The following is a 12912-nucleotide window of genomic DNA, read 5'->3' as shown; positions in this document are numbered from 1 at the left end:
TTATGCATCGGCGAAGTTCGCCGAACATCTTATTTGTAGCCGTTAATCGGCACGACATTTCTCGCTTCCGCCCCCTACAACAGGTCAACGGCAGCACCAACCCAGGGCGGACCCTTTTTCGCATGAAACAGCAACGACACACTGCAATCCGTGAACTTCTGGTGACGACCAGCGTGCTCAGCCAGGACGAGTTGCGGAAGAAGCTGGCCAAGCGCGGATTTACGGTAACGCAGGCGACGCTGTCACGCGATATTCATGAACTTCATGTTTATAAGGGACCGAATGGATATGCGCTGCCGGGCAATATGGAGGAGGATGACGACTCCCCCGGCATCGGCGAAACGCTTCGGAACTATGGCCTGGAAGTGAAGCAGGCTCAAAATCTGCTGGTGGTAATTACGACGACAGGTTCGGCACAGCCCGTGGCGGCCGCCCTGGATTATGAAGACTGGCCGGAGATGATGGGAAGCATCGCCGGCGATGACACCGTGCTGGTGATCTGCGCGGATGCAAAGCAGGCCGCGGTGCTGAAGGCGCGGATGGAAGGTTTGATCGGGTGAGCCATTTTGCCGCTGTGAGTGAGCCGTTGGCGACCCTCGCAAAACAACCGAAGTCCCACGTGCGCACGGCCGTTGCCGGCGTGACGGGATATGCCGGCGCGGAACTTGCGCGCCTGTTGCTGCATCACCCGCGTCTCGGCGACACCCAGCCGATCTTCCTTGGCCGCATGGGAGCCGAGGCAGACGGGACGACAATCTATGATCTGCATCCGCAGATCGCGAAGAATGATGGCAAGCCTGCGCCACCGGTAGTTCCCTTTTCGTGGGAGACGTTGCGCGAGAACGGGACGGAGATCCTGTTCCTGGCGCTGCCGCACGAGCAATCGCGTGAATACGTACCGCATGCGCTGGCGGCCGGGCTTCGCGTGATCGATCTTTCGGGTGCATGGCGACTGCATCATCCTGCAAACGCAGCGGTCTACAAGCTGACCGACTCCGATCCTGCGTTGGCGGCTGCGATCCAGGCTGAGGCGGTCTTCGGTTCGCCGGAGCTGCACCGCGACGAGATTGCGGGCGCCGATCTGGTGGCGAATCCCGGCTGCTATTCGACGTCAATCATTCTTGCTCTCGCACCGCTGGTTCGGGCGGGCGTGGTGGACGTGGAGCATGGCATCATCTGCGACTCGAAAAGCGGCGTGAGTGGTGCGGGCAAGGCGCCTTCGGCGAAGACGCACTACATGTACGCGGCGGACAATCTTTCCGCTTACGCAGTCTTCGGACACCGGCACACGGGCGAACTGCTGGAGCAACTTGGTCTTACGAACGACCAGATCCAGTTCACGCCGCATCTGCTGCCGATTCCGCGCGGCATTCTTTCGACGATCTATCTACGGCTACGCGACGGGATGGATGCGGCGACCATCGAAGATACGTTGCGAAGTTTCTATGCGCGGAGCCCCATGGTGCGTGTGCACCGATCGGGCGATCTGCCGCAGATCCAGAACGTGGTGCGGACCAGCTTTTGCGACATCGGATTTGAGCTGGCGCCGGACGGCAAGCGATTGGTACTCGTGTCCTGCCTGGACAACCTTCTAAAGGGTGCTTCCGGGCAGGCGGTACAGAACATGAATGTGATGTGTGGTTGGAAAGAATCGGAGGGACTCCTTTGAAGTATGTCGTGAAGCTCGGGGGTGCCGCACTGGAGAAGCCGGAACTGCTGCACGCCATTGGCAAGGCCATCGCAGACCTGGTTGCGGATGGTCACCAGGTGGCCATTGTGCATGGTGGCGGTGTGCAGTTGACGAAGACGTTGAAGGCGATGGGCAAGACAAGCGAGTTCATCAGCGGTCTGCGCGTGACGGATGCGGAGACACGCGATGCCGCGTTGATGGTGCTGGCAGGCCGCGTGAACAAGTCCCTGGTCGCATCGCTGGGACAGCAAGGACAGGCGGCTGTCGGCATCTGCGGCGGTGACGGCCATGTGTTTCGCGCGCGTAAGAAGAAGACGTCGCCGGATCTGGGTTTTGTGGGCGAGATTGCTGCAACGGATCCGCGCTGGCTGGATGCGATCTGGAAGATGGGCGCGGTGCCGGTGATCAGTTCAATGGCGCTTGGCTTTGACGGCGAGTACTACAACATCAACGCCGATGAGATGGCGGCTGCAACGGCGATTGCGACCAAGGCGGATGCGCTGGTGTTCCTGACGGATGTTCCCGGAGTAAAGGGTGCGGACGGACAGGTGATGCGATGGCTGACCCTGAAGGAGATTCCGCAGTTGGAGAAACAGGCTGTGATCAGCGGCGGCATGTTGCCGAAGTTGAATGCATGCCGCGATGCCCTGCTGGCCGGCGTGAAGCGCGTACGCATCTTACCGGCTGAGTCTGCAACGGTTTTACCCGACCTGATCAGTTCGCGGGTCAACGACGGAACGGAGGTCATGGTCGCATGAAACTCGACAACGGTCGCATGAAACTCGACAACATGAAACAGGATGGAACTATCACCGGAGGCGCAGCAGACATGAACCTTGTTGCAACCCAGGCGGCGGAGCAGAAGCTGTTGCTGCAAACCTATGATCGCCACCCGATCCTGCTGACGCGTGGCGAAGGTGTGCACCTGTTCGACGACGCCGGCAACGAGTACCTGGATCTGCTGAGCGGCATTGGTGTGTCGGCGCTTGGGTACGGTCATCCCGCGATCACGAAGGCGATGATGGCGCAGGCCGCAACGCTGCTGCACACGTCGAACCTGTTCTATCACGATGGCACCGCGACACTGGCTGTAAAGCTGACGGAGTTGACCGGCATGGATCGCGTCTTCTTCTGCAACAGCGGCACCGAGGCGTGGGAGGCTGCGCTGAAGCTGGCACGTGCGCACGCGGGCATGTTGCGCGCGGAAGGCAAGACGATTGGCACGCGCTTCATCGCGATGGAACACAGCTTCCACGGACGCACGATGGGTTCGGTTGCGACGACGCACAAGCTGAAGTATCGCGAGCCATTTGCACCGCTGATGCCGGACGTTGTGTTTGTGCCGTTCAACGACGTTGCCGCGCTGCGTGCGGCGTTTACGAACGAGGTGTGCGGTATTGCGCTGGAGTGCCTACAGGGCGAGGGTGGAATCCATCCCGTGTCGCAGGAGTTCCTGGCAGCGGCGCGAGAGCTGTGCGACTCGACCGGTGCGTTGCTGTTGTGCGATGAGATCCAGAGCGGCATGGGCCGCACCGGCAAGTGGTGCTCGTACCAGCACTATGGCATTCAGCCGGATGTGACGACGCTGGCGAAGCCGCTGGCGGGTGGTCTGCCGATGGGTGCGCTCCTTTGCACCGAGGCCGCAGCACGCGCCATTACGCCAGGCATGCATGGCACAACGTTTGGCGGTGGACCGCTGGTGTGCGCTGTTGCCATTGCCGTGATCGACGAGATCAATCGTGCGAACCTGCTCGCGCATGTGAGCGAAGTGGGCAGCTACTTCGTCGAACAGTTGCGTGGGCTTGCGCAGGAGCATGACTCGATCCTGGAGGTTCGCGGTATGGGCTTCATGATCGGTGTCGAGATCCGCACCGCCGAGCTGGCGAAGGAGCTGGCCGACCGCATGATGTTTGAGCGGCACATCATTCTCAATCGCACGAGCGAGACCGTTCTGCGCTTTCTGCCGCCCTTCCTGATTACGAAGGCGCACGTTGACGAAACCATTGCTGCCCTTGGCAGCCTTTTGCAGGAAGCAAGCGCGGCGCAGACCGTACTTGCCGGAGAACAAGTTCATGGATAGCAAGACTGTTGTGATGAATCCGAATGGCACGGATCTGCTGGATATGCCGAAGCCGAAGATCGCACTCGGCATTCAATCGGACGCTGTATTTACGGAAGCGGCGAAGTCGCTGCGCGGCCGCGATCTGTGCTCGATGAGCGACCTGACGGTGCACGAGCTGGCCGCGCTGATGGAGCTGGCGCATGCAGTGAAGGCGCATCCGGAAGACTTCCGCCATGCGCTGGAAGCGAAGCAGATGGTGATGATCTTTGAGAAGGCATCGCTGCGCACGCGCCTGACGTTTGAGGCTGCGATCAACACACTGGGCGGCAATGCTCTATTCGTCGATCAGACTGCATCGCCGCTGGGCGAGCGTGAGTCGCTGGCCGATGTGGCGCACAACCTGGAGCGCTGGATGAACGTGATTGTGCTGCGTACGTACGCCCACGACACGGTGACGGAGATTGCGGAGATCAGCAAGGTGCCAGTCATCAACGCGCTGAGCGACTATGAGCATCCGTGCCAGGCGATCACCGACTTCCTGACGATCGAAGAGCGCTTTGGATCGGCTGAGGGCATCAAGTTCACCTATGTGGGTGACGGCAACAATGTGTGCCACTCGCTCATTCTGTGCGGAGCGCTGCTGGGTGCACACATTACCGTCGCAACACCGAAGGGTTATCAACCAGAGGTAGATGTGGTGGCAAAGGCCATGGCCATCTGCGAACAAACAGGCGCATCCATCACAATCACGCACGATCCCGTCAAGGCCGTCACCGGTGCAGACGCTGTCTATACGGACGCGTGGATCTCGATGGGCCAGGAAAACGAGACGATGCGGCGCACACCCATCTTCAAGGCGTTCCAAGTGAATGAGTCGCTGATGGGCAATGCGGCCAGCCACGCGGTGTTTATGCACTGCCTGCCGGCACACCGCGGCCAGGAAGTAACGGATGCGGTCATGGATGGAGAGCAGTCTGTTGTATTCGACCAAGCGGAGAACCGTCTGCATGCGCAGAAGGCATTGCTACTGATGCTGCTGGGCGGCGCGAAGCGCATTCCGCGCGATCGCGGTGTGAATGGCAAGCGACGTCGCACGCTGGCCTAGTCCTTTCGCATACACTTAAGGTCCCGAATCAAACCGGTCCGGCGTGCGCAACGATGGCGCGCCGGACCGCAGCACGCTCAGGAAGGCTCCACCTCATGTCTGTCATCCTCGAATCGCTTCCCACTGCCCAGAAGGTCGGCATTGCCTTCTCCGGCGGCCTGGACACGTCTGCCGCGCTCCACTGGATGAAGCAGAAGGGCGCAGTTCCCTACGCTTACACGGCCAATCTTGGCCAGCCCGATGAGACGGATTACGACGCGATCCCGCGCAAGGCGATGGAGTATGGCGCGGAACAGGCTCGGTTGATCGATTGCCGTGCGCAGCTTGTCCGCGAAGGCATTGCAGCGTTGCAGTCGGGTGCGTTTCACATCACGACTGCGGGTGTGACCTACTTCAACACCACACCCATCGGCCGTGCTGTGACCGGCACGATGCTGGTGACGGCGATGAAGGAAGACGACGTCAACATCTGGGGCGATGGTTCGACGTACAAGGGCAACGACATTGAGCGGTTCTATCGCTATGGCCTGCTGGTGAATCCGAACCTGAAGGTCTACAAGCCATGGCTGGATGCCGCGTTTATCGATGAGCTTGGTGGCCGTAAGGAAATGTCGGAGTTTCTGATCCGGTCGGGCTTCGATTACAAGATGTCGACGGAGAAGGCCTACTCGACCGATTCGAACATTCTGGGTGCGACGCATGAGGCGAAGGATCTTGAGTTTCTGAAGAGCTCGATGAAGATCGTGTCGCCGATTATGGGTGTGGCGTTCTGGCGCGAGGATGTTGCGGTGAAGGCGGAAGAAGTGACGGTCCGTTTCGCCGAGGGCGTGCCCGTTGCGCTGAATGGTACGGAGTACAGCGACCCCGTTGAGCTGATGCTGGAGGCGAATCGCATTGGTGGCCGTCATGGCCTGGGCATGAGTGACCAGATCGAGAACCGCATCATCGAAGCGAAGAGCCGCGGCATCTATGAGGCACCGGGATTGACGCTGCTGTACATCGCGTATGAGCGGCTGATCACCGGCATTCATAACGAGGACACGATCGAGCAGTACCGCGAGAACGGGCGGAAGCTGGGTCGTCTGCTGTACCAGGGACGCTGGTTCGATCCGCAGGCGCTGATGCTGCGCGAGGCTTCGCAGCGGTGGGTTGCGCGTCCGGTGACGGGCGAGGTGACACTGGAGTTGCGTCGCGGCAATGACTACTCCATGTTGAATACGGAGAGCCCGAACCTGACGTTTGCCGCGGATCGTCTGTCGATGGAGAAGACGGAGTCGAACTTCTCGCCGCGGGATCGCATCGGCCAGTTGACGATGCGCAACCTGGACATCACGGATACGCGCGCGAAGCTGCAGACGTATGCGGCGACGGGATTGATCAATCTTAGCAAGGGCTCTGAGATGCCCCAGCTCAAGGGTTCGGAATAGTCATGTCGAATGAACCCACCAAGATGTGGTCCGGCCGCTTTCGCGAGCCGTTGAACAAGGCCTTCGAGCAGTGGCAGCGGTCGTTTCCATTTGACTGGCGTCTGATTCCGCAGGAAATAGCGGCGAGCACGGCGCATGCAAAGACGATTGCTGCGGCGAACATTCTTACGAGCGAAGAGCTTGCGCAGATCGTTGATGGGCTGCGCGCGATCGGGGAAAACTTTGCTGCGGGCAGTCTGAATGTTGCGACAGATGTGCCGGAAGATGTGCATCATTTTCTTGAGCTGGAGTTGCAGAAGCGTGTCGGCACCGTTGCACTGAAGCTGCACACCGGACGCTCGCGCAATGAACAGATTGCTACGGATCTCCGGCTCTATGTGCGGGATGCTATCGATCGCGCTGTGGTGGATTTGAAGGCGTGGGCGGCTGCCCTGCTGGAGCTCGCGAAGACTGCGGGCGAGCATGCGATGCCGAGCTATACGCATCTGCAGCGTGCAGAGCCTGTGCTGGTGGCGCATTGGCTTATGGCTTATTTTGAGATGGCCGTGCGGGATATTTCACGGCTGCAAGATGCCCGGGCGCGGATGAACTTCTGCCCGTTGGGTTCGGGACCGATTGCGGGCGCTACGCTGGCGCTGGATCGCACGATTGCGGCGCGTGAGCTTGGTTTTACTGCGCCGACTGCGAACAGCATGGATGCCACGAGCGATCGTGATTTTGCGCTGGAGTTTGCGCAGGTGGCGGCGACCATTGGGCTGCATCTGTCGCGCTTTGCGGAAGAGATTACGCTACATGCGACAGCGGAGTTTGGGTTTGTGGATTTGCCGGAGGCTTTTAGCACCGGGTCTTCTGCAATGCCGCAGAAGAAGAATCCTGATCTGACGGAGCTTGTGCGGGGTAAGAGCGGGCGTCTGCTGGGTGCGGCTACTACCTTTGCAACGATCCTGAAGGGACTGCCGCTGGCATACAACAAGGATATGCAGGAGACGCAGGAGGCTACGTTTGAGGTGGCCGAGACGTTTGCGGGTATGCTGCCGTTGATGGCTCCGTTTACGGCTGCGTTGCAGTTCCGTTATCCGCGGATGGAAGAGGCTGCGCAGTCGGGCTATTTGAACGCGATGGCTGCTGCGACTTACCTGGTTTATAAGGGTGTTCCCTTCCGCACGGCGCACGAGAAGATTGGCAATGCGGTCCGTTTTGGTTTGGACAGTGGTCGCGAGTTGAACGAGCTTTCGGTGGAAGAGCTGAAGAAGTTTGGCGATGAGTTTGGCGAGGACTTCCATGCGGCCGTTACGCTGAAGGCTACGTTGGATTGCCATGATGTGATTGGCGGCACGGCGGTGCACCGTGTGGCGGAAGCGCTTGCGGCCGCTGGTCGTCGGTTGAGTGCTTTGGAGACGGGGGCGGCGCGTGGGATCTAGTGTTCGTCAGGCGCGTCTGCAGGATGCTGCCGATATCTTCGAGCTGGTGAATTCGCTGTCGGGCGATGGCACGTTGCTGCGCCGGCAATATGCGGAGATCTGCGAGAACATTCGCGATTTCCATGTGGCGCATAGCGAGGGCGGGATCTTTCTTGGCTGCGGTGCGCTGCATCTTTATGGGCCGCACCTTGCCGAGGTGCGTTCGATTGTTATGAAGCCTGAGGCCAAGGGTCAGGGCGCCGGAAGTGCTGTGATGAAGGCTTTGCTGGATGAGGCGGAGGTGCATGGCGTGCAGACGGTCTGCCTCTTCACGCGCATCCCGGATTTCTTCTTTCGGTATGGCTTCCGCACCACGATGGATCGCACGGCGTTACCAGACAAGATCTACAAGGATTGCCAGAAGTGTCCGCGTCTGCACGCTTGTGACGAGGTTGCGATGTTGCGTGGGCCTGTGCCGCGGGTAGCGGTGCTTGGGCCTGCGAAGATCAAGCAGCCGGAGCTGGTGCCGTTGCAGATTGCCTTCACCGGGGCGGATCACTAAGAGCCCACGTCTCCGAATCGGACGTGGGGCACCCGAATTCTCGATTACCAGGCGTGCAGGAAGCCATCGCGCTCTGCGAGGTTTACGTGCACGCCGAAGAGTTCGAAGAGCTTCTCTTCGGTCAGCATCTCTTTGCGTGAGCCGTCGCCTGCGATGCGGCCTTCGCGCATGAAGAGTACGCGGTCAATCTCCGGCACGATGTCTGCGATGTGATGTGTGACAAGGATGATGCCGGTCCCGTCCTGTGCGAGTTGGCGCATGGTTTGACGTAGCTCTGTCTGCGCGGCCAGGTCGAGTGCGTTGGATGGTTCGTCGAGCAGCAGCATTCGTTCGCTGGCGACGGGTCCGCTGCCGACGAGGGCGCGTGCGATGAGGACTCGCTTCTGCTGACCGGCGGAGAGTTCTCCCAGAGGCTGACTTGCGAAGGCCTCTGCGTCTACCTGCTTTAGTGCTGCGGCGGCCGTCTCGCGCATTGCATCCGTCACCGTGAGGTTGGGCCACAGCGTTGCCGATGAGAAGAAGCCGGTGAGCACTGCGTCAAAGGATGTCGTGTGCAGTGCGCTTTTGCTGGGAGTCTCGCAGGTGACGACGCCGAGTTTGCGGCGCAGCTCGGTCAGGTCCCACCGTGGGCGGCCGAAGATCTCGACCTGCATGCCGGGCGTGATGAGCGGGTAGAGCTCGCACGTCATGGTCTTGATGAGGGTGGATTTGCCGCAGCCGTTGGGGCCCAGGATGGCGACGCGTTCGCCCCGGCGGATGGAGAGACTTACGTCGTGCAGCACGGTGGCGTTGCCGCGTGCGATGGAGACGTGCTGAAGCGAGAGGAAGGGCTCGGCATTGGTGTGAGGCAAGTGCTTGCTCCGGCGAATCGCTGTTGCGCTCCGTGCGCAAACTTGCTCGCTTTGTTCCAGTGTAATGTTGACGGCATGCGACCAGGCGCATCAGACGAGGGATGAAGCATGCGGTCATTGTCGGCAGCGGACCCAACGGCCTGAGCGCCGGCGTTGCGCTGGCGCGCGCAGGTGTGCGGGTGACGGTCTTCGAAGCTGCGGAGACGATCGGTGGCGGTGTTCGCACGGAGGCCCTTACGTTGCCGGGCTTTCTTCACGATGCCGGCGCGGCGGTGTTTCCTCTCGGGATCGCTTCTCCTTTCTTCAAGACGCTGCCATTGCGGGAACACGGCCTGCAGTGGATCGAGCCAGATGTACCTCTGGCGCACCCGTTGGACGGTGGGGATTGCGTCGGACAGATGCATGATCTTGATGAGACCGCCGCTCTGCTGGGCCAGGATGGGGATGCCTGGCGGGCGTTGGTGAAGCCACTAATGGATGCGTGGCCGGGATTCCTTGGCGACGCGCTTGGGCCGATGCTGCGTGTACCGCGACATCCATTGGTGATGGCGCGATTCGGGTTGACGGCGTTGCAGTCCGCGTCCTTCGCGGCTCGTACGCACTTCAAGACAGAGCGTGCGCGCACGTTGTTTGCGGGCCTTGCCGGTCACTCGAATGTGCCGTTGCACTTTATCGCAAGTGCCGCGCCGGGGTTAGTGCTGGCAGGTGCTGCGCATGCGACGGGATGGCCTATCGCGCGTGGAGGTGCTCAGTCGATCACGAATGCCCTGGGGTCGCTGCTGCAGTCGCTGGGAGGCGTCATCCACATCAACAGCCACGTAGATACGCTGCGGGAGCTGCCATCGCATGATGCGGTACTGCTGGATGTTACGGCTCGGCAGTTCGTGCGGCTTGCAGGGGAAGCAATTTCTGAGAGACAGCGCGAGCCGTTTGAGCGTGTGCGGCAGAGTCCCGGTGTGTTCAAGGTGGATTGGGCCCTGTCTGCACCGATCCCGTGGAGTGCGACGCTGGCACGGCGAGCCGGGACAGTTCATCTTGGTGGCAGCTTCGATGAGATTGCGGCTTCCGAGTTGAGCGCGTGGGAGGGTCGCGAGTGCGAGCGGCCTTACATTCTGCTCTCGCAGCCCAGCCTCTTCGACAGCACGCGTGCGCCTGCGGGCATGCACACTGCCTGGGCTTACTGTCATGTACCCAATGGCAGCGCGGCGGATTACACGGCGCGCATCGAGGCACAGGTGGAACGTTTTGCGCCGGGGTTTCGTGCGACGATTCTTGCGCGCCATACGCGGTCGGCTCCGGCGATGGAAGCCTGGAACGCAAACCTTGTTGGCGGCGATGTGTCTGGCGGTGCGATGACCCTGGCGCAGATCGTCCGCAGACCGACGCTGCCGCCGTATCGCACGCCGATCGAGGGTGTGTATCTTTGCTCATCGTCAACGCCACCCGGTGGTGGCGTGCATGGGATGTGCGGATGGTCCGCAGCTGCCGTCGCAGCGAAACATATGGGCGTCGCGCTTCCCTCGCTGGGGCTGTGAGCTTGAATGCGAATGGCTTCGTCTATCCAGTAGCGTCACCCATAAAAGGAGCGTGGATGCTTCGAGGACTCTGCGCAAGCCTGCGGGTTGCGCGTGCTGCGTGCCTGGTTTGTCCGTTGCTGCTGTGCGCGCAGGAGACCGTGCCTGCAAGCCGTTTCACCGACAGTGTTGGTGTAAACGTGCACCTTGCGTCGCAGGATTCGGCCTATGGCGATTCGCTGCGCGTGCGCACGGCGATCAAGCAACTGGGCGTGAAGCATGTGCGCGATGGACTGCTGAACTCCAACGTCGAGGACTATTACACGGGGCTGACGCTGCTGGCTCGCGATGGTGTGCATGCGTTGTTGTATACCGATGTCTCCGAGACATCGCCGATGCTGCGAGCCTTTCCGACGCGCGCGCCGGGATCGCTTGAGGGCATTGAAGCGCCGAACGAGTTGGACGCGACGAGTGAGAGCTGGCTGAAGGAAGTCCGCGAGGCTCAGCAGCAAATCACGAAAGCCACCAGCGGGACGCAGATCTTCACCGTCGCACCCGCGCTGACGCGTCGCGGATCGTTTGCGGAGTTTGGAACGCAACCGTGCGACTGCATGTTCGGGAATCTGCATAACTACTTTGGTGGACGTCATCCGGGGACTGCGGGCCGCGATGAGGCCGGCACCGGATCGTACCCGTGGACGTTGCAGTTGGCTCAGAGTGCCTTCGGTTCCCTGCCGTTGATGACCACGGAGAGTGGCTATGTTGCCGACCCCAGCGTGGCAAATGGCGTGCCGGAGGATGTGGCCGGCAAGTACACGGTACGGCTGCTGCTGGAGCAGTTTCTGCACGGCATCCGGCGAACGTATTTATACGAGTTGATTGATATGGAGGTGCCAGACCGCGGCATCCGCGACCATGACGGGTTGTTGCGCGCGGACTTCACGCCTCGGCCTGCATTTACTGCCGTAAGTGCGTTGCTGAAGTTATTGCAAGAGACGAATTCTACCGTGCTCAGCGAGGCTGAGGCTGCTGCGCAGGATGTTCTGCCGGCAGCCTGGAAGCTGGAGGGTGGCGACACTTCCCTGCACCACCTGGCTTTGCGTAAGAGCAACGGCGAGACGATCCTGCTGCTGTGGCAGGAGGTTTCCGGCTATGACCCGGAGACGAGGAAGGTGACGCCGGTGGCACCGCAGTCCGTGGTGCTGCATGTTCAAGGGAGTGCTGTGCCGGCTGTGTTGCACTTTGCGAGCAATGGCGCTTTGAAGCCGGTTGCTGCAGGCCGTGGGAACCTCATGATTGACGATGCGCCGACCGTCGTTTTGTTGCCGGCGGCTCAGCGCGTTCTGCCTGCACCTGCGCGGCGTATTCGAAGCCACGGTAAGTAACCTACGTTTCGCGCATCGAGATCAGTGACCATAAGCATTTTGTCGCAGGCCTTCAGCCCGCGATCGCTTGATGGACTCTTAGCCCAGGGCTTCGCCCTGGGCTAAGAAGTCGCGGACGTTCAGCCCGCCTGACACGAGGCTGTATGCCTGATGACGGACTCCGCATGACACCGCCCCGCACAGGCCGGCAACGGCAGACAGAGATACGTGAGAGCTTCATCCGAAAAGTCTTTCGAGACCGTATGGATACTGGTCTGCGTGCCCATTCCTGTTCGTAACAGAAATGAGCACGCAGACTGACGGACTACATGGATTCGGGAACGACGCCGCATGCGATGCGCTTGCCGGAGGCGCCGGCGGGATCGGTCATCTCGTCGTCGGCTGACTCATGCACGACGATGGACTTGCCGAAGATGGAATTTGGCTCGCCCGGCTTCAGCGTAACGTCCTTGTTGGTCAGTTTCATGGAGCCGTTGCCGTCGTCCTTGACGGTGATGCTGCTGGGGAAGTCGCCAGCGTGGTGGCCCATGGGGTTCTTGAAGCCATGCTTCTTGGTATCGGGGTTGAGGTGGCCGCCGGCGTCGGTGAATTCAGGCGCGGTGCAGGAGCCGTTTGCGTGGATGTGAATGCCGTGCTGGCCGGCAGGCATGCCGTGCAGCATGACATTCAGTGTCACGGTCTTGGCCTTCTCGGTGATCATGATCTGGCCGACCTCTGCTCCCTTGGAATCCTTCATGGGAACGGTCAGAGCCTTCTTCGGTGCGGCCATTGCGACGGTACAGCCGCCGATCAGGCAAAGGGTTGCGATCCACTGCTTGCGCATGTAATTCCTCCAAGTGCTGTGTTCACGACATAAGACAAGAACGGGAAGCCGTCGGATGCCCGGCTCCCCGTTTTCGTACCTGGTTTGGGCGAT

The 12912-nt window shown here is 60.6% G+C and carries 12 protein-coding genes; 10 read left to right on the top strand and 2 right to left on the bottom strand.

What is annotated here, in order from left to right; translation table 11 throughout:
* The first annotated feature begins 122 nt into the window (after nucleotides 1-122).
* The 8 genes from TERRO_RS08435 (at nucleotide 123) to TERRO_RS08400 (ending at nucleotide 8246) form a co-directional block, all read left to right on the top strand.
* The gene (locus TERRO_RS08435) at nucleotides 123-560 is read left to right on the top strand and encodes an arginine repressor (RefSeq protein WP_014785584.1); all 438 of its coding nucleotides are present in this window, start codon (nucleotides 123-125) and stop codon (nucleotides 558-560) included.
* Nucleotides 557-1669, top strand: a complete 1113-nt coding sequence (gene argC / locus TERRO_RS08430) for an N-acetyl-gamma-glutamyl-phosphate reductase (protein ID WP_014785583.1) — start codon at nucleotides 557-559, stop codon at nucleotides 1667-1669. Before TERRO_RS08435 ends, argC begins: the two co-directional genes overlap by 4 nt.
* Entirely contained in the window at nucleotides 1666-2448 is a 783-nt protein-coding gene (argB, locus tag TERRO_RS08425; RefSeq protein ID WP_014785582.1) for an acetylglutamate kinase, read from the top strand. The genes argC and argB overlap by 4 nt, the downstream gene beginning before the upstream one ends.
* A complete protein-coding gene (locus TERRO_RS08420; RefSeq protein ID WP_014785581.1) occupies nucleotides 2445-3770 on the top strand; it encodes an aspartate aminotransferase family protein in 1326 nt (441 codons plus the stop codon). The genes argB and TERRO_RS08420 overlap by 4 nt, the downstream gene beginning before the upstream one ends.
* Nucleotides 3763-4857 (top strand): ornithine carbamoyltransferase, encoded by a 1095-nt coding sequence (gene argF / locus TERRO_RS08415; RefSeq protein ID WP_014785580.1) that lies wholly within the window; start codon nucleotides 3763-3765, stop codon nucleotides 4855-4857. The genes TERRO_RS08420 and argF overlap by 8 nt, the downstream gene beginning before the upstream one ends.
* 95 nt (nucleotides 4858-4952) lie before the next feature.
* Nucleotides 4953-6284 carry an argininosuccinate synthase gene (gene argG / locus TERRO_RS08410; RefSeq protein ID WP_014785579.1) on the top strand — a complete coding sequence of 444 codons (1332 nt, stop codon included), beginning with the start codon at nucleotides 4953-4955 and terminating at the stop codon, nucleotides 6282-6284.
* A 2-nt stretch (nucleotides 6285-6286) separates the two neighbouring features.
* Nucleotides 6287-7705, top strand: coding sequence for an argininosuccinate lyase (gene argH / locus TERRO_RS08405; protein ID WP_014785578.1), 1419 nt, complete (start codon nucleotides 6287-6289; stop codon nucleotides 7703-7705).
* On the top strand, nucleotides 7695-8246 hold the full coding sequence (locus tag TERRO_RS08400; protein ID WP_014785577.1) for a GNAT family N-acetyltransferase: 552 nt from the start codon (nucleotides 7695-7697) through the stop codon (nucleotides 8244-8246). Before argH ends, TERRO_RS08400 begins: the two co-directional genes overlap by 11 nt.
* A gap of 44 nt (nucleotides 8247-8290) precedes the next feature.
* On the opposite strand, the gene TERRO_RS08395 is transcribed toward TERRO_RS08400, so the two are convergent.
* Nucleotides 8291-9097, bottom strand: a complete 807-nt coding sequence (locus TERRO_RS08395) for an ABC transporter ATP-binding protein (RefSeq protein ID WP_014785576.1) — start codon at nucleotides 9095-9097, stop codon at nucleotides 8291-8293.
* 101 nt (nucleotides 9098-9198) lie between these two features.
* Between TERRO_RS08395 and TERRO_RS08390 the strand changes: the two genes are divergently transcribed.
* Together TERRO_RS08390 and TERRO_RS08385 are read left to right on the top strand one after the other, a co-directional pair.
* Nucleotides 9199-10632 carry a phytoene desaturase family protein gene (locus TERRO_RS08390; protein ID WP_014785575.1) on the top strand — a complete coding sequence of 478 codons (1434 nt, stop codon included), beginning with the start codon at nucleotides 9199-9201 and terminating at the stop codon, nucleotides 10630-10632.
* A 56-nt stretch (nucleotides 10633-10688) separates the two neighbouring features.
* A complete protein-coding gene (locus TERRO_RS08385) occupies nucleotides 10689-11996 on the top strand; it encodes a hypothetical protein (RefSeq protein WP_014785574.1) in 1308 nt (435 codons plus the stop codon).
* Nucleotides 11997-12300: 304 nt separating this feature from the next.
* Here the strand turns inward: TERRO_RS08385 and TERRO_RS08380 are convergent, their stop codons facing one another.
* Entirely contained in the window at nucleotides 12301-12819 is a 519-nt protein-coding gene (locus TERRO_RS08380) for a superoxide dismutase family protein (protein ID WP_014785573.1), read from the bottom strand.
* Nucleotides 12820-12912: the final 93 nt, after the last annotated feature.

This window comes from Terriglobus roseus DSM 18391 (assembly GCF_000265425.1).
GTDB classification, from domain to species: domain Bacteria; phylum Acidobacteriota; class Terriglobia; order Terriglobales; family Acidobacteriaceae; genus Terriglobus; species Terriglobus roseus.
Note: the sequence above shows the minus strand (reverse complement) of the source record. Positions and strands in the feature narration are given on the sequence as shown.